15 protein-coding genes and 1 pseudogene are annotated in these 16,223 nt (G+C 68.7%); 6 read left to right on the top strand and 10 right to left on the bottom strand.

The genetic code is table 11. The features are described 5' to 3' along the window. Positions 1-204: 204 nt before the first annotated feature. Positions 205-507 carry a DUF1330 domain-containing protein gene (locus tag VD972_RS13655; protein WP_324986482.1) on the bottom strand — a complete coding sequence of 101 codons (303 nt, stop codon included), beginning with the start codon at positions 505-507 and terminating at the stop codon, positions 205-207. A gap of 118 nt (positions 508-625) precedes the next feature. Here VD972_RS13655 and VD972_RS13650 point away from each other — a divergent pair, with 118 nt between their 5' ends. The 3 genes from VD972_RS13650 (at position 626) to VD972_RS13640 (ending at position 4,526) form a co-directional block, all read left to right on the top strand. Further along, positions 626-1,066, top strand: a complete 441-nt coding sequence (locus VD972_RS13650; RefSeq protein WP_324986480.1) for a hypothetical protein — start codon at positions 626-628, stop codon at positions 1,064-1,066. Between the two features lie 79 nt (positions 1,067-1,145). Continuing rightward, positions 1,146-2,129: a hypothetical protein gene (locus VD972_RS13645; RefSeq protein ID WP_324986477.1), complete on the top strand. Its 984-nt coding sequence runs from the start codon at positions 1,146-1,148 to the stop codon at positions 2,127-2,129. 375 nt (positions 2,130-2,504) lie between these two features. Then, on the top strand, positions 2,505-4,526 hold the full coding sequence (locus VD972_RS13640; RefSeq protein ID WP_324986473.1) for a protein kinase domain-containing protein: 2,022 nt from the start codon (positions 2,505-2,507) through the stop codon (positions 4,524-4,526). Positions 4,527-4,621: 95 nt separating this feature from the next. On the opposite strand, the gene VD972_RS13635 is transcribed toward VD972_RS13640, so the two are convergent. The 6 genes and pseudogenes from VD972_RS13635 to VD972_RS13610 all read right to left on the bottom strand — a co-directional run bounded on the left by VD972_RS13635 (position 4,622) and on the right by VD972_RS13610 (position 11,290). Next, entirely contained in the window at positions 4,622-6,532 is a 1,911-nt protein-coding gene (locus VD972_RS13635) for an OPT family oligopeptide transporter (protein WP_324986470.1), read from the bottom strand. A gap of 59 nt (positions 6,533-6,591) precedes the next feature. Continuing rightward, a complete protein-coding gene (locus VD972_RS13630) occupies positions 6,592-7,599 on the bottom strand; it encodes an RNA ligase family protein (protein ID WP_324986468.1) in 1,008 nt (335 codons plus the stop codon). A gap of 13 nt (positions 7,600-7,612) precedes the next feature. Then, positions 7,613-7,753, bottom strand: a complete 141-nt coding sequence (locus VD972_RS13625) for a hypothetical protein (RefSeq protein WP_324986466.1) — start codon at positions 7,751-7,753, stop codon at positions 7,613-7,615. Between the two features lie 40 nt (positions 7,754-7,793). After that, complete coding sequence (locus VD972_RS13620; protein ID WP_324986463.1) at positions 7,794-9,065, bottom strand: styrene monooxygenase/indole monooxygenase family protein; 1,272 nt, start codon at positions 9,063-9,065, stop codon at positions 7,794-7,796. 199 nt (positions 9,066-9,264) lie between these two features. After that, positions 9,265-9,747: pseudogene (locus VD972_RS13615) on the bottom strand (FKBP-type peptidyl-prolyl cis-trans isomerase); the annotation flags it as partial. 262 nt (positions 9,748-10,009) lie between these two features. Beyond that, on the bottom strand, positions 10,010-11,290 hold the full coding sequence (locus tag VD972_RS13610; protein ID WP_324986460.1) for a dicarboxylate/amino acid:cation symporter: 1,281 nt from the start codon (positions 11,288-11,290) through the stop codon (positions 10,010-10,012). An 88-nt stretch (positions 11,291-11,378) separates the two neighbouring features. On the opposite strand from VD972_RS13610, the gene VD972_RS13605 reads away from it, so the two are divergent. Together VD972_RS13605 and VD972_RS13600 are read left to right on the top strand one after the other, a co-directional pair. Continuing rightward, complete coding sequence (locus VD972_RS13605) at positions 11,379-12,020, top strand: hypothetical protein (protein ID WP_324986457.1); 642 nt, start codon at positions 11,379-11,381, stop codon at positions 12,018-12,020. A gap of 113 nt (positions 12,021-12,133) precedes the next feature. Further along, the gene (locus VD972_RS13600; RefSeq protein WP_324986454.1) at positions 12,134-12,697 is read left to right on the top strand and encodes a hypothetical protein; all 564 of its coding nucleotides are present in this window, start codon (positions 12,134-12,136) and stop codon (positions 12,695-12,697) included. Here VD972_RS13600 and VD972_RS13595 read toward each other — a convergent pair. The 3 genes from VD972_RS13595 to VD972_RS13585 all read right to left on the bottom strand — a co-directional run bounded on the left by VD972_RS13595 (position 12,688) and on the right by VD972_RS13585 (position 14,704). Then, positions 12,688-13,455, bottom strand: a complete 768-nt coding sequence (locus VD972_RS13595) for a site-specific DNA-methyltransferase (protein ID WP_324986451.1) — start codon at positions 13,453-13,455, stop codon at positions 12,688-12,690. The genes VD972_RS13600 and VD972_RS13595 overlap by 10 nt on opposite strands. Positions 13,456-13,488: 33 nt before the next feature. Further along, positions 13,489-13,728, bottom strand: a complete 240-nt coding sequence (locus VD972_RS13590; protein WP_324986448.1) for a hypothetical protein — start codon at positions 13,726-13,728, stop codon at positions 13,489-13,491. Between the two features lie 100 nt (positions 13,729-13,828). Further along, positions 13,829-14,704, bottom strand: a complete 876-nt coding sequence (locus tag VD972_RS13585) for a pirin family protein (RefSeq protein ID WP_324986445.1) — start codon at positions 14,702-14,704, stop codon at positions 13,829-13,831. A gap of 172 nt (positions 14,705-14,876) precedes the next feature. Here VD972_RS13585 and omp85 point away from each other — a divergent pair. Further along, positions 14,877-16,223: Omp85 family outer membrane protein (gene omp85 / locus VD972_RS13580; RefSeq protein ID WP_324986443.1), on the top strand; the 1,347-nt coding region annotated here is incomplete at its 3' end.

Here is a 16,223-nt window from a genome sequence, read left to right as displayed (position 1 = left end):
AGGTACTGAGGGTCCGGCGGGTTCTTCTGAGCGTGGATGATGCGCTTGCGCAGCGCCGGCGTCGCGGTGAGGTACTGCCCCAGCTTGTTGACCGAGACGCACGGATTCTCACGGATGTCAGGCATGATCGACCCCTTCTTTGCCGTTGCGGGAATGAAGAGAGACTACCGCTCAGGTCTGACATTCCTCGGAGCGCCCGGGCCCTCAGCCCAGGGGGACCGGCAGCCCCTCGACGAGCAGCATCCGCGTCTCGGCCGCCGCCTGGCGCAGGGCCTTGGCCGGGGCGTACTCCGGAGAGGCCCACCACGCCCGCGCCTTCTCTACCGTGGGGAACTCCAGGATCACGAACCGCGGCGGGCTCCACGAGCCCTCGAGCGCCTCAGTGGCGCCTCCGCGAGCCAGGTAGCGGCCGCCATAGGCCGTGATGGCCGGCGGCGCGAGCAGCTTGTACCGCTCATAGGTCTGCGCATCGTGTACGGCGATCTCGACCACCACGTAAGCTGGCATGGGCTTCCCTCCTTATCCCACCCTAGCTTACATCAAAAGAGAGGGATGTGCCCTACCCGCCGCGTCGTGAAGGGACGCGGGTGCGTACAGTAGTGACGCACCCGAAGGAGACACACTCGTGAGATACCCATCCCGGCTGGGACACCTGGCCACCCGCCCCGTCGTGGTGAACCGGCTCGTGCCGACCTATGCGCTGGCCCACGAGATCGACGAAGAGGAGGCCGCGCAGCGCCTGAGCCGCGCGATCGATGGCCGGATCTGGGAGGACCTGCTGGCCGCGGCGTGGGAGGCCATGAAGAGCCGGACGAAGCGGCTGGACGAACAGAAGCTGCTGGAGAAGGTGGCCAGCACGCTCGAGGATCGGCCCCTGCGCTACGGCAAGGCGGTGGAGGCCACCCCCGCATGGAGCGCCTTCATGATGCTGCTCGATCTGGAGATCGGCACCGCAGGGGATGCGGCCCGCAAGGTGATGGAGTCCGAGCAGGGCCGGAAGATGGTCAACGCCGGGCTCGCAGAGGCCGGGCTGTTCCTCGCCCTCGAGCTGACCAAGGGGAAGTGAGGCGAGGCCGCATTCCCAGCGGCATTTCCGCCGATCCTGGGCTGTTGGCTACACTCGATCCTCCCCGAGAGACTCGCCCGTGCTCATCCGGTACTCCGACTGGAAGCGTCCCATCGACGACGCCTATGCGTTCCAGCTCCGGGCGGCCACAAGCTCCGCCGAGCCAGGCGCGTTCGTCCCGGCCCTCCCGGGCGCCGGTACCCGGAGCGACATCCGGGAGGTGATCCGCCAGGTGCTCGCGGAGGGAGAGGCAGAGCGCTTCGAGCGCAGGATCCACCGCTGGTCCGGCCCCGAGGACGTGGTAGGCGAGGCCGGCGAGAAGCCCTACGAGGGCCAGCAGCACACCTTCGAGGAACACGCGTGGCGCGACGCCCTGACGATGGCGGACGTCGACGCGGTGCTGAGAGGAATTGTCCTGGTGCTGCGCGGCCGCTCCGGCCTCACAGACTACGTGCTGCGCGACCACCACATGCTCGACGTGGCGCTCTACCACTATGGGACGACGGGCGAGCTGCCGCACGGGCTCTTCCATGCGGACCGGCACTCGGACTGGTGCAAGGACAGCTACCTGGAGGCCCGTCGGCCCCAGCAGGCTGCCACCTGGTGGGCGCTCATCGAGGGGCTCAAGCGTCCCGGCTCCACTGCCGCTGTCCTCACCGAGCGGGACGTCTTCTTCACCACTGAGGTAGCCGAGCGCTCCTCGCAGATGAGCGGGCGAGACGTGGGCGCCTCCGTGCGAGTGCCCGGCTTCCTGGATCCCGAGCAGCTCCACTGGCGCCAGGTCCTCGAGCAGCCCGGTGCCACCCAGGCCGACTGGATCTCCCTCGATCTCGACTTCTTCCAGCCCTCGCTCCAGCTCCGCGTCAGCCACGGACTGCTGAGAGCCCCCCCCTTCCACGCCCTCCTCACCGGCGCCCGGGTCCGCGTCTTCGTGCTCTCGCCGCAGTTCACCAATGGTGGAGATCGGATCGACCCGTGGGTGGTCCAGGGCAACCTGCACTCCTCGCTCCGGTTGCTCAACCTGCTCCGCCGGATGCCCGGCAACGTGCGGCCCCGCCCCTGAGCCCGGCATGTCGGCCCGACGTGTCAGCCCGGTCCACCGGCATGTCGAGGCTGTCGGGATTCGAGGCCCCCATCGCTGCGCTTCCACGCAATTCCGCTCTCACGAAACATTTGCGTTGGGTGTTCCCATTTTGAAGAAAGGCGATGACAATCGTGCCTCTGGGCGATGTGGTCGCAGCAGGCGCTGGCGTGCACAGGCCTTGCAGCATGGGATGTTCGCCCTGGTGAGGGCATTGGACGCACGAAGGCGGTGGAGTCCGGGTCTTTTATGCCTCAGGAGAAAGTGAAGAACCCTGAGCTGCGACCCTCGGAGGATTCCGAGCGGGAAGATCCGACCTCGTCGGTAGGCAACCCTGCGCCGGTCCCACCAGGAGAGATGTCCCCCACCAACCTCCGCCCGGACGCGAGCAGCCCGGAGCAGTGGTGGGCTGCCCCGGAGACTTCACCCGACGGCCACGCCGCGGCCGCGCCCAAGGCGCCCACGCCCGCCGCGGAGGCCAAGGATCCGCTGATCGGGCTGGTGGTGGGCAGCTTCCGCCTCGTTCGCAAGCTGGGCGGCGGAGGCATGGGCACCGTCTACCTCGGCGAGCACACCCTCATTGGCAGCAAGGTCGCCGTGAAGTTCCTCCACGAGCACTTTGCCTCCAACGAGGCCCTCGTCCAGCGCTTCCTCGCAGAAGCCCGGGCCGTCAACCTCATCGGCCACGAGAACATCATCAACATCTTCGACATGAGCGTGCTGCCCCCCAGGCGCCACTACCTTGTCATGGAGTACCTCGAGGGCAGCCCCCTGTCCTCGCTGACGGGGAGCGCTCAGCCTCCCTCGGTGATCGTGCCCATCCTCACGCAGGTGTGCGACGCGCTTCAGGCGGCCCACCTCAACGGCGTGGTGCACCGAGATCTCAAGCCGGAGAACATCTTCCTCGTGCGCCATGACCGCACGCCCCACTTCGTGAAGGTGCTGGACTTCGGCATCGCCAAGCTGCTCGACGGGGGGCGCACGCCGGGGCAGACCTCGATGGGCACCATCATCGGCACCCCCGAGTACATGGCGCCCGAGCAGTGGGCCGGCAAGGGCGTGGACGGGCGCACGGATCTGTACGCGCTGGGGATCATCGCCTACGAGCTGCTCACCGGCCGGACGCCGTTCGGCAAGGGAGGGCTGGGGAGCCTGCTGCACGCCCACCTGCAGGAGATGCCCACGGCGCCCCACGAGCTGAACCCCTCGGTGCCCGTCCCCCTCTCCCAGATCGTCATGCGCGCCATGGCCAAGCGCGCGGAGGACCGCTTCGGGACCTCGGCCGAGATGCGCACCGCGCTGGAGCAGGCGCTCACGGGCCAGGCGTCGGCCTCGCCTCCGTCCCTCGCCGCGCCTTCCCCGCCTGCTCCGCCCTCGCTGCCTGCGGACACGGCGATGGGCATCCCGCCCACCGCGCCCGCGCCGCCCCGCCGCCCCGCGTCGCCTCCGCCGCTCGAGGTCACCGCACGGGTGGTGCTCGTTCCGGGCCTCGAGCCAGCCCGCATGGCGTGCACGGATCTGAGCCGGGCCGGCGCTTTCCTGTGCACCGAGGGAGCCCTTCCCCCGCTGCGCTCGCGCGTCGCCCTCACCCTGGAGCTGCGCGACAGGCACCTGCCCTGCATCGGCGAGGTCGTCCGCCATGTCACGCCGGCCCAGGCCTCCTCCTGGGGCATGCGCGCGGGCTTCGCCGTCCAGTTCGTTGACCTGTCCGCCGTGGCGCGCGACGCCCTGGCCCGCGTGGCCCAGGGGCAGCACCCGCCGCTCGCCGCACCCAAGGTCGTCCTGGACGATCCGCAGGCGGATGCGCTGCTGACCATGCTCGCGCAGCGCATGAACAGCGATCCGTACGTGCTGCTGTCGCTGCCGCAGGACGCCACGTTCGATGACGTGCGCCAGCACGCCCGCGCCGCCATCAGCGCGCTGGAGACCATCTCCGCCCGGCCGCTGTCGACCCGCCAGGCGCGCGAGCTGGCCGAGATGCGCTTGCGCGTCGAGAAGGCCTCGGATCTGCTGGGCCACCCCCGCCAGCGCATCGAGCACGACGCCTGGCGCTCCAACTTCGCAGGCGTGGCTCGCTGCATCTCCAGTGGCCTGACCGCCACCGAGATCGAATCCCTGCGGGCCCGCTACCTGCTGGCCCACCCAGGCACCGAGGCCCGAGAGCGGATCCACGCCACCACGGCGGCCGCCTGGGAGTCCCAGGGCAGCATCAACCTGGCGCTCACAGAGTATGAGAAGGCGCTGAGCGCCGATCCGCTCAACCTGCAGCTTCAGCAGCGCTACTGGACCCTCAAGCAGCGGGGCGTGAAGCCCACCCCGCCTCCAGACAATGGCCCCAAGGGCCATGACGTCCCGGGGCTGCGGCGCCGCCGCTCGTAGGCGGCTATCCCACCTGGGAGGGCTGCGCAGACGCACGCGCCTCAGGCCGCCGCGTTTCGTCCTCGGTTGGGGCCCGCGCGCTGGCGGGGTGCGCCCTACTTCGGCATGAAGTTGAAGGCCTTGAGCATGATGAGGCCAATGCCCATCAAGCTCTCGCCAGCGAGGAAGCCTGAGCCCACGGGGAGCACGGCGGCCTCGGCCACCTGAGGCTTGCGCCGGCGCAGGAACTCCGCGATCGCCGCGCCGATGCAGAAGCTGATCGAGCTGGAGCCCGGGATGACGATGGCCAGTCCGAAGCCCGCGGCGGAGGGGATGTAGGGCTTCGCGGCCTTGGGAGCCCAGCGCTCCATCAGCACCAGGGCGATGCCCAGCAGGCCGCCGCACAGCGCTCCCACACGAGCGCTGGGGTGCAGGGCCTCCAGGCCCACCGACAACATCTGAGAGACGCCCGCCCAGATCAGCACGCCGGGAGCAGGAAACTCCTCGGTGCCGAGGACCTTCGCATCGGGCACCAGCAGATTGAAGGCAGGCACGACGATGGCCGCGCCCGCAACCACGCCGAAGAGCTGGCCGATGAACTGCTGCCGGGGGTTGCCGCCGAGCAACCAGCCGGACTTGAGGTCCGTCAGCAGATCGGCCGCATGCAGCCCCACGCCACCGGTGGCGTTGGCGCTCATGATGTTGGCGGCGACGTTGCCGGGCGCCAGTCCTCCGTAGATGAGCTGCGTCACCGGGCCGAGCGCCTTGGTGGGGGTGGTGTCCGTCTCACCGGTGACGCGCGAGGCGATGAAGCCCATGACCACGGCGAGTGGGAGCGCGAGCACGCCGGCCCACACGGGGATCTGGAAGAGGTACGCCATGAGCGCCACGGCGACGGGCCCGAGGATGGCGAAGCCCATGGGGAACCAGGTGGGAGGACACTCGACGGCGGCCATGGGATCGTCGGCCGCGTCGGTCTTCTTCCCAAACACTCCCGAGAGGGCCTTGAACGAGCGGGCCACGCTGCGCCACTGGAAGGCGAAGGAGAGCAGGCCCGAGGAGACGAGCAGCGCCGCTCCCGTCCACAGCATCCAGGTGTTGATGGCCTTGTAGTTGACGGCGGTGATGAAGCCCTGATCGACCATGGCCGGGGCGAAGAAGCCATAGGTGAGGACGGCGCCCAGGAGCATGGACCAGCCGGTCTTCCAGCTCATGAGCATGCCGCCTCCGATGAGCAGCAGGCTCAGATCGAGGGACAGGCCCCAGTCGCCAGCCGGGCGGCCACGGATGGAGATGAAGGGCACGCTCACCTTGGCGGGCATGAACGGCAGGTGCAGGAACGAGGGAGCATTTGTGTTGAGCCAGGCGCTCTTGGCCTCGCGCAGCACCGCGATGATGGCGCCGAGCAATCCTGCCCCGCCGAGCAGCCGCGCCTTCTGACGGGCCACCTCTCCGTGGCCGTGGAGCGCCTTGATGGTCTCGGCGGTGGCGGTGCCCGTGGGGAACGGCAGCGCCTCGATGTTGATGAGCTGGCGCTTGATGGGGATGGCGGCGAAGACGCCCAGCGCGGCGATGACGGCGAGCCACAGCACCAACCACCCCGTGCCGGGCAGCGTGCCGGTGAGCAGGAGCAGTGCGGGCACGGCGGCCATGTTGCCGCCACCCGTCATGTAGCCCGCGGCGGACGCCACGGAGCCCATGGCGTTGTTCTCCAGGGGGGAGAAGTCCTTCTTGAAGAGGCGCAGCTCGCGCATCACGTTGAAGAAGGTGAAGGCGAGGATGCAGGCGGTGATGGTGACGCCCATGCTCCAGCCCGTCTTGAGGATGACGTACAGGTTGGACAGGCACATCACCATGCCGATGAGCATGCCGGCGACGACCGCGCGCGGGGTGAGCTGGCGAATACCGCCCTGGTACACGTTCTCCAGCCAGTAGCGCTCGGGGTCCTGGCCCGCGGAGGGCGAGGCCCCCGGCGGGGCATCCGTGGGATCGTGGGGGGTCGTCTCGTTCGAGGCGGGGTGGCTCATTGGGGGCGCAACGATACTCGCCGTGGGGGCCCGTTTCTACACGGGCCCGGGCGAGCGGCTCAGTCCTCGTCCTTGAGCAGGTAGTCGTTGTTGAGGACCTTGAACGACAGCCTGCCGCCCAGCGTCGTCGAAGCGGCCTCGACCAGCGGCCGGACGACGATGCCCTCCTTGCGGTTCTTCGTGCCGGTGTAGAAGCCCCGGGCGCGCTCGAGCCAGCCGTCGAGGCTGTGCTCGAACCGAGCCGCCTCCTCGCCCTGAACGACCTGCTCGATGGGCACGTGGGTCAGCCCGTGCTCGGCGCAGAAGGACTCGAAGTCGTGGTAGCCCAGGAACCGGCCGGCACCCGGGCGTGCGTCGTAGGCGCTGAACACCCGCAGCTCGACCGAGGCCAACCCCAGGCGGTTCTTCTGGATGCCCGGCCCGCACAGCTCGCCCTGCACCGCCATGCCCGGCGGCAGCAGCTCGGAGAGACGCAGGGCCTCCACCACTCGCCACACCGGGTTGGGCCCGGGTCTCAGCGCCCAGTTGCGCGAGCACACCACCAGCGCGCCGCCGTCGACCGACCGGAAGAAGGTCGCCGAGGTGCCGTCGCACTTGGTGGACACGTAGAAGGGGCGACCGCGCAGCTCGTCGAGCACGCCGAGCGCAGACTGCAGGCGGAGCTCGTCCGTCTTGGGCACCTCGGCCGGGAAGGGGCCGGCGACCTCACGTGTGTCGGGCAGGGCGGGCTCGTACTTGATGACGCCCAGGCGCTCACGGAGGTCGATGCCCGGCGGGGGCACCTCGCCGCCCAGGATGGAGACGGGCAGCGCCAGGCCCTGGGACAGCACGCCGCGCAGCTTGAGGGTCTTCACGCGGAAGCCGTGAGGACGGAGGAACTCGGCCCATGGCGCGCCCTGGGGCAACACGCTGTCGATCTCGAAGAAGACGCAGGGGTCTCCCGACTGGAACTCACCCTTCTTGACCACAACGTTCCAGCCCATGACGCGGGCCGCCACGATCTGGTCGGCGCCCTCGATGGGGGTGATGTTCTCCACGGTCTGAATCGAAACGAGCTTGCGCTCCATGGCCATTGCTCCCTCAGGGGGTCTTCACGAACTGCGCGGACTGCTTGGCCAGCCACTCCACGCCCAGCGGGTAGACGGCATAGCCATCCGCTCCGACGCGCTCGGCCTCGCGCTGCCTGACGTCAGGCTCGCCATGGGCGACCAGCAGCACCACCGGTGGCTGCTTGGGGCGGGACTTGAAGAGGACGTCACGCCTATGAAGGATGAGGGGCGAGCTGGAACTGCTCCAGCAGCGCCAGTGGGACTCCCCGGGAGCTCAGGAACTCGCCGGTGAAGGCAGGATCCACGAACCATGGAAAGAGCGTCCGGGGATCGAACAGGCCGTCGATGAGCGCCGCGGCCACGGCGGGCACCTGGTGCGCTGAGGCGAGCACCGCCTGCTGGTGGGGAGCCGGAGGCATGAGCAGGCCAGCCGTCACCCCCATCGCGTACTGCCCATAGGCGTGCCAGAAGTCGTCGAAGGTCTGTTGCATCCACTCCGCGGTGAAGGTCCGCCCGGTGTGCTCTCGGATGCGGCTCCGGTAGAAGTCCGCCATGTGGGTCGCGTTGTTGCCCCCCTGCGCCGCCAACGGATCGTGCGCCGTGACGGCGTCGCCCAGGCCCAGCACCGACCTGCCAGAGGCCAGCCGGCTCACTGGGTGGCGGACGGTGGGCGTGATGCTGCCGCGAAGCCAGCACTGCTCGCTGATGAGCTCTGCCTCCTTCAAGTCCTCCAGCTGGCCGGGGATCAGCGCGCGGAGGGTCTGCTGAACCGCCTCCAGCAGCTCACGGCCCGACAGCTCACGCGGGAACCCATCCAGCGGTCCGCCCGGGATCCCCTCGATAAGGAGGAAGCGTCCTTGGAGGTTCTCCCGGCTGTAGAAGGGCGTGTGGACGAACTCCCCCACTCCCGGCAGGAGTCGGATCGTCCCGGTGCGAACCTCGGGGCGGAAGTTCTTCACGTGAAGGCCGATGATGTGGCGCGGCGGCCTGTCGAACGGGCTCCGCTGGGGATCTCTCGCGAAGAGCTGGGAGAATGGGCCCTTGCCCGTGGCGACCAGGACGAGATCGAAGCCGGCGACCTGCGCGTCGAGATCGCCCGGGCTCGCGAGGGGGACGATGCGAACCGTCGCGCCACGGCGCTCCAGCTCCTGCATCCACCGTGAGTTCTTCAGCCGCTGATCGACGCCCCGATGGGGTCGCGGCACGGGCGGGGTGATCTGCAGCCAGACGCTGCCATCGGGGTTGATCATCTGGAGGACGGCCCCTTCCCCCAGCGTCATCACCTCTTCCCAGAAGGTGAGCCCCAGCGCGGCTTCCTTCTTCACCGCGTCCTCAAAGAGTCCCATGCCCGAGGGCACCCGGCCGTTCAGGATCGCATCATGCGTCTGATCCGAAAACAGCGTGACCTCGTGGCCATCCTCGAGCAGGCCGAACCCCAGGAAGAGCCCGGCCTGACCTGCGCCCACAATCGCGATGTTTGCCATGCCGCGGAGCGTACGCGCCCGCGTTTCAGGAAGTCACGGGGACTCGCCGATGACGGCACCGGCCTCGAAGTGCCGGGTGCGCCCCCTGGAGCCCCTCCCCTCATCACTTGTGGCCGTGACCCTTGTGGTCGTGGCCATGGTCGTGGTCATGGTCATGGTCATGGTCATGGTCATGGCCGTGGCCATGGTCGCCGTGATCATGGTGGTGCCCGTCTGGCCCGTGGGCATGCCCATGGGACACCTCCTCGGCGGTGGCGTCCCGGACGCTGCGCACGGTGACGTCGAAGTGCAGCGTCTTGCCTGCCAACGGGTGGTTCAGGTCGACGATGACCGTGTCGCCCTTCACCTCATGGATGCCAATGGGGATGACTTCGCCCCCATCTGTCTGCGCGGCCAGGCGCATGCCCGGCTTTAGCTCGGCAGTGGCCGGGAACATGGTGCGCGGTACCTCCTGGAGGCCCCGAGCGTCATGCTCGCCGTAGCCCTGGGCTGGAGGCACCACGACCTTCTTGGCATCGCCAATCCCCAGCCCCTCCAGGGCCCCCTCCAGGCCGGGGACGATCTGCCCACGCCCGTGCATATAGGAAAGCGGCTGGCCGGGCTCGCTCTGGTCGATGACTTCTCCATCGCCCAGGTGCAGCTTGTACTCCAACGCAATGATTCGATCCTTGGCGATCTTCATGACGCGACTCCTCGGGCTGCGGCTGTGGGTGGTACTGCTTCCAGAAGATTGCGAGTCCGTTCCGGCATGCGCATGGGACTGAGAAGCCCTTGCGAGGCGAGCAAACCCCTGCCTGGCGGGTCGGTCTGGCTGCGGGCAGGGAGGCTCTGGCGCGCGTTCCGGATGTGGGGCTCGGGGTGAGGTCTCCCCTCCTCCGGGGAGGGGACTGGGGACGGTATATCGCGCCCTGGTCCGTTCCGCCGCATCGCGCGACATGCACCCGTCAAGAGGTGGACGGCTCGGCACTGTCCCCTGAGGGGTCGCCCTCCGCCGGCTCCCCGCGGGCCACGTAGAGCGCCGCGGCCAGGTCTCCGCTGACGTTCAGGGTGGTGCGGCACATGTCCAGGAAGCGATCCACGCCCAGAATCAGCCCGATCCCCTCCGGAGGAATCTTGAAGAGGCCCAGGATCATCAGGACGACTGGGAGGGAGCCGGCCGGCACGCCCGCAGTGCCGATGCCCGCGAGCACGCAGATGAACATGATGATCGCCTGATCCCCCAGGCTCAGGGGCACGGCGTACACCTGGGCGAGGAAGAGCACGGTGACGCCCTCGAAGAGCGCGGTGCCGTTCTGGTTCATGGCCGCGCCAGCGGTGAGGACGAAGCGGGACACGTGGCGCGGCAGCTTCAGGTTCTCCTCGGCGACCTTGAGCGCGGCGGGCAGCGTGGCGCTGGAGGAGGCGGTGGAGAAGGCCGTGACCATGGCCAGGCGGATGTCACGGAAGAAGCCCAGCGGGTTGCGCCCTCCCAGGAAGCGCACCGAGAGCGAGTACACACCGAACATGTGCAGCCCGAGCGCCAGCAGCACCACCGCCACGTACGCGAGGATCTGCCGCAGCACCTCCACGCCGAGCTGCGCCATCACGGAAAAGAGCAGCGCGGCCACGCCATAGGGAGCCAGACGCAGCACCCCATCGATGAGCCGCATCATCACGTCATAGAGCCCCTGGATCACCTCGCGCAGCCGGCGGGCGGCGGGCGTCTGCGTCAGCGCGAGCCCGGTGCCAAAGATGAGGGAGAAGAGGATGAGGCCGATCATGTCCCCGTCCGCGGCCGCGCGGACCGGGTTGTCCGGCACCATGTTGACGATGAGCGCGGCGGGCGAGGTGCTGGTGGGCGTGGGCGCGGACTTGAGCGCCGAGGGGTTGTTCCTCGCGGCGGCGCGGGCCTCCTCGCTGAAGCCGGCACCGGGCTGCAGCGTGTTGACCAGCAGCAACCCCAGGAGCACGGCGATGGTGGAGAAGGCCACGGTATAGACGAGGGTCTTCCACCCGATCCGGCCAATCTGCCGCAGATCCAGCTCGCACACGCCCATCACCAGCGCGGCGAAGAGCAGCGGAACCACCAGCATGAGCAGCAGACGGATGAAGATCCGCCCCACCGGCTGCGTGAGGTTCGTCACCACCCACGTGAGCTCGGCGGAGTCACCGGCAAGCGCGTGGGCCACGAGCCCGGCCGCGGTACCGACGACGATGCCCACGAGCATCTTCTGGTGTGCCTTCATCCGGAGTTCTCTCGCCTCGGTTGGAGGCGGCGCAGCCTATCGGCGAATGAGAGTGGCGCCTATCTTCCATTCAGCAGAAGCTTCCACCGTGGAACCGTCCGTCCCTTTCACCGAGCTGACCGAGAACGCCCTGCCCGCGCCCCTCTTCCGCCGGCTGCTGCGGCGCGTCGGCTCGCTGGGCACCGAGCGCTTGCGCACCACCTACCAGACGACCTTCTGGTACGACTTCAGCGAGCCTACCAACGTCGTGGAGGAGGCCATCCTCTTCCTCAGGCCCCGAGTCGTGAGGCACCTTCGCATCACCGGGGTAGAGTGGTGGCTGAGCCGCATGTACACCACGGATGTGCGGGTGGACTTCCACCGGGATCGCGACGAGAAGCTCGCCCTGCGCACCGGGCGGCTGGTGCACCCGCGGCTGTCCTCCGTGCTCTTCCTGAACCGCGTCCGCGGTGGCGCCTTGGCCATCACCCCGCAGCCCCCGGATCCCTCCAACCCCTCGATGGCTCCCCGAAGGCTGGATGACCTGACGCTCGTGGCCCCTCGCCCCAACCGCTTCGTCGTCTTCGACGGGAAGCTCACCCACGGTGTGCTCGACGCGAACAACCAGATCCCGGACCGGAAGCTCCCCGGGCGCTCCCGGCTGCGGCGCACCATCGCGCTGAACTGGTGGACGTCGCGCCCCACGGACACCCCCAGGTGGGCGGAGACACGGATCTACCGCGCGCTCTGACGCCTACCCTCGCACTGACAACCACCTGCCTCGAAGCGTGGCCGCTTGGAGGTGGCGAGGGTCAACAGGGGGACACGAATGGCCGGGTTCGTGCGGAGAAGGTAGATCCGATCATGCGCTTCAGCTCTGTTGCAGTGGTTCTTGGAGTCCTCATGCTGTCCGGGTGCGGTGACCCGGTCGGCTTCTCGGCCCCCGTCGCCATCAACCTCAAGGCCAAGGCGGACGACTCCACGAGTGGTGTCATCAGCGAGGACAAGGGCATCACCACCGAGTCCGGCAACCCCTACGGCGCGTTCGTCAACGATGCTCGCGCGAAGCTGGAGGGGAAGGAGCCTTCGCGCATCGAGATCGCCTCGCTCACCCTGCTGCTGGGCGCGCAGTCCTTGGGCGTGACGAAGCTGGAGGAGGTGTTCACCGAGAAGCTCGAGGTCTTCTTCGTGATGAACGACTCGGAGAACACCTACCCCGTGGGCCACATCACGAACCCCGAAGGCAGCGGCTCGCAGGAGCTGGATGTGGACTTCGACTCCGACACCATCACTGGAGAAGATCGCTCGAGGCTGCTGAATGGCTCCTTCAAGGCGGCCATCCGGGGACCGGCGGCGCCAGGCTTCGCAAAGCCCAACTCGGCGGAAGCCAACCTCCAGCTCACCTTCACCTTCGAGGCCTACGAGTAGCGCTCACGCGCTGTCTCCTGCAGGCGGCGCGTGACTCGCTCGGCCCACTCGGGCTCGAGCTCCATGCACGCCGGCCTCCGTTCCAACCGCACCGCCGCCGCGGGGGTCGAGCCGCTCCCCGCGAACGGATCCAGGATCGTCTCTCCAGGCCGGCTGTAGGTCCTCACCAGCGGCTCGAGCACCGAGAAGGGCTTGTGGTGGGGATGGCTGCCCCACCGCTCCGCCTCGCCGTCATCGTCGTAGCCACTCACCACCGCCCAGACCGTGGACAGCTCTCCGGGGCCCGGCACTGGCGCAGGCGTGCGCGCGAACACCAGCGCCACCTCGTACACTCGCAGGAGCTGCTCGTTGGCATTCTTGTCCGTGGTGCGCTTGCCCCACACGTACTCGCCGCGCAGGTGCGTGTAGCCGAGCTCCCGCGCCACCGTGGTGATGGGCTCCTTGCCCAGCAGGTTCGTCCAGATGACCAGGGGCGCCTCGGCCGTGAGCCAGGCCACGGCCCGCCTCATCCAGGCCTCCGTGAAGGCGCGGTAGTCCCTCACCGTCTCGAAGCGGACGATCGGGTTCCGATCGATCTTCTTGTGGGCGCGTGGGTCTCGCTCGTCCCCGCCCTTCCTGCGCCGGGTGAGCAGGCAGTACGGCGGATCCGTGAGGAGCAGGCTGGCGCGGGCTTCCCCCAGCGCAGCCCGGTAGCCGTCCTCCTCGCGCGCGTCAGCGCGGTGGCAGCGCAGGGCCTCGGGTGACAGATCGATGCTCATCCGGAGCGCACCCTACACCCGGCGGCGCGAGGCTCAAGGCGTCGCGTGTTGCTCCGAGCGCGAGACGGCGGCGATCTCCCTGACGGGGACTCGAGGATGCGAGCGGAAGACCGCGAATTCGGTCCCCGCCTCCGTCACCACATCCATCATCTGATCGATAAAGGTCTCGCCGGCCCGGAGCTGCACGGCCACCGGGCGTCGCCGCAGGACCGTCTCCTCGAGCACGTCAATGAAGTCACACTGCCCTACATCATCCTGGCAGATACGGCTCATGGTTCACCTGATCCGGGCAGCCCGGCTCTGAGGCGCGGTGAAACGCCTCCCCCTGTCGATGCCTCATGGCCGTAACGACCTCAGGACCTGAATGCAACCCCTACGAACCCGGGATGGAGGGAAACCGCCCCGCCTCCCAGTCCGCCTGGAGCGCCTTGCCCTCGGCGACGCTGTCCACCACGAAGTTCCACCAGATCACCGTGGGCTCTGGGAGCGGCTCGCCGCCCAGCACGATGGCGCGGGCTCCAGCCTTCGAGCTCAGCACCAACAAGGGCGAGGACTCGCTCAAGTGGGCCAGCACTCCCGAGTCCACCCGCTGCGCGCTGATCTCCAGCTCGCCCACGGCCACGTAGACGCCCAGGGACTGCGCTGCTTCCACCGGCAGGTGGAGCGTGGCGCCCGGCTCCAGCTCCACGTCGAGGTACGTCAGCGGCTGGAAGGTGGGGACGGGCGAGGCCGCCTCTCCGACCCGCCCGGCGACGACCCGCACGCGCGCGCCGGCGAACTCGAGCCGAGGGAGCACCACGCTGGAGAAGTGAGCAAAGGCCGGCGCGATCCTCCGGTGGGCCTGGGGCAGCCCAACCCAGGTCTGCATGCCATGCAGCTCCCCTGGGCCGGGGAGCACCTCCTCGGCGTGGACGATGCCGCTGCCCCCCGTCATCCAGTTCACGTCGCCAGGCCGGATGATCTGATCCGAGCCCAGCGAGTCCGTGTGACGCGACTCGCCCGAGAAGAGGTACGTCACCGTCTGCAGCCCGACGTGGGGATGCGCGGGGATGCCCATGGACTCCGGCTTCGCCGGAACTGGCCCGAAGTGATCACAGAACACGAACGGTCCGATGCGGCGCAGCCCCGCCCGAGGAAGCGCGCGGCGGACGCGGGCCTCCGCCGTCAGCTCGGCCACCTTGGCGGGCCACAGCGCCGCCACCGTGCGAGCCTCACCCTGAAAGACACTGCCTGGAGCATCGGGAGACATGACCCTGTACCTAATCCAATCACCAGGTCGATGCACGCCTGCCCGCCCGCCCCCGAGCCCTGCGGCGAGCTCCCTCCTCTCACGCAGGGCGTTCGCTGAGCAGCGGGCTCTCCCGTGGACGGCGCGACCCGCCCCGACGTACCGTCTCTCCCTCCCGAGCGCACGAGTGCCCATGAGCTGGAATCCCCTCCGCGCCTTGCCCCGTCCCCCTTGGGGCCGCATCGTCCTCATTCTGCTGAGCTGCCTCCTCCTGGCTCCCTCCGCTGTCTGGGCCCAGGAGTCCTCGGAGCCTCCCAGCGCCACGCCCCCGGCGCAAACCCCGCCCCCCGAGGCTGGACCTCCCCCCGCCCCCGTCATTCCCCCGGACCCCGCACTTCCTCCTGAGTCCCCTCCTCCTCCAGACGCCCCCACGAGGCCCGGCCGCCGCACGGGCTGGGACATCCAGGGCGTGCCTGCCATCAACTTCAACACCGACGAGGGGTTCGGCTACGGCGCGATCCTGCTCTTCGTCGACCGGGCGGATGGCACCTACGAGCCCTTTCGCTACTCGGTGCTGTTGCAGCTCTTCCAGACCACGCGGCAGGTGGCGGCCCACCTCATCAACGTGGACGCTCCCCGCTTCCTCGACTCCCAGTGGCGCCTGGGCCTGGAGCTCGCCTACACCCGGACCAAGTTCGCGCCCTACTACGGCCTGGGCAACACCGCGTCGTATGAGAAGGAGTTCTCGGCCTGCACGGATCGGGACGCCCTGGAGACCGACCCGGATGTGTGCCCGGACAACTCCGAGTTCCGCGGCCTGCGCTACTACACCTATGACCACCGGAGTCTGCCGCGCATCCGTCTCAACGCGAGGCGCAAGCTCTCAGACACCTGGCTGCTCTTCCTGGGCTACCGCCTGCGCGTGGACCGGATCCGGATGCGCTACTCGACGGAGGATCTGGGCCAGAGCGGCGACTCGAAGCTCATCGAGGACACCTCCGCGGGCCGGTTCGAGGCCCATGAGGGCACCCTCGCCGAGCCCCTCTCGGAGCGCGCCTCCGAGCTGGTCTTCGGCTTCCAATACGACACCCGCGACATCGAGTCCTCCCCCACCCTGGGCATGTTCCACGAGCTGTCGGTGCGCGGGGGCGCAGGCCCCATCGGCAGCCAGTTCAACTACTGGGGTGCCACCCTCCACACCCGGTTCTTCCACCCCGTCATCCCCGGGTACCCGCGCCTGGTGATGGGGTGGCGCGGCCTGCTCGATGTGATGGGCGGTGAAGTCCCCATCTCCCTCATGCCCTTCTTCGGTGGGCTCGAGGGCAAGGATGGCCTGGGCGGCGTCTTCTCCGCGCGAGGCATCCTCCTGCGCCGCTATCAGGGACCGGTCAAGCTGCTGCTCAATGGGGAGCTGAGGTGGACCCCGCTCTCCGTGGAGCCCTGGGGCCAGCAGTTCGACTTCACCTTCGCGGGCTACCTGGATGCCGGACGCGTCTGGAGCGATCTGAAGTTCAGCGAGGGCGGTGGCCTGAAGGCCTCC

The sequence above is a fragment of the Hyalangium sp. genome (assembly GCF_035629615.1).
GTDB lineage: Bacteria > Myxococcota > Myxococcia > Myxococcales > Myxococcaceae > Hyalangium.
This window is presented reverse-complemented; position numbering and strand designations above follow the sequence as displayed.

Bases quoted from the DNA above. Each gene is read 5' to 3' on its own strand.
- VD972_RS13655 (WP_324986482.1), bottom strand. From the start codon at position 507: ATGCCAGCTTACGTGGTGGTCGAGATCGCCGTACACGATGCGCAGACC.
- VD972_RS13640 (WP_324986473.1), top strand. From the start codon at position 2,505: ATGTCCCCCACCAACCTCCGCCCGGACGCGAGCAGCCCGGAGCAGTGG.
- VD972_RS13635 (WP_324986470.1), bottom strand. From the start codon at position 6,532: ATGAGCCACCCCGCCTCGAACGAGACGACCCCCCACGATCCCACGGAT.
- VD972_RS13630 (WP_324986468.1), bottom strand. From the start codon at position 7,599: ATGGAGCGCAAGCTCGTTTCGATTCAGACCGTGGAGAACATCACCCCC.
- VD972_RS13620 (WP_324986463.1), bottom strand. From the start codon at position 9,065: ATGGCAAACATCGCGATTGTGGGCGCAGGTCAGGCCGGGCTCTTCCTG.
- VD972_RS13610 (WP_324986460.1), bottom strand. From the start codon at position 11,290: ATGAAGGCACACCAGAAGATGCTCGTGGGCATCGTCGTCGGTACCGCG.
- VD972_RS13600 (WP_324986454.1), top strand. From the start codon at position 12,134: ATGCGCTTCAGCTCTGTTGCAGTGGTTCTTGGAGTCCTCATGCTGTCC.
- VD972_RS13595 (WP_324986451.1), bottom strand. From the start codon at position 13,455: ATGAGCATCGATCTGTCACCCGAGGCCCTGCGCTGCCACCGCGCTGAC.
- VD972_RS13590 (WP_324986448.1), bottom strand. From the start codon at position 13,728: ATGAGCCGTATCTGCCAGGATGATGTAGGGCAGTGTGACTTCATTGAC.
- VD972_RS13585 (WP_324986445.1), bottom strand. From the start codon at position 14,704: ATGTCTCCCGATGCTCCAGGCAGTGTCTTTCAGGGTGAGGCTCGCACG.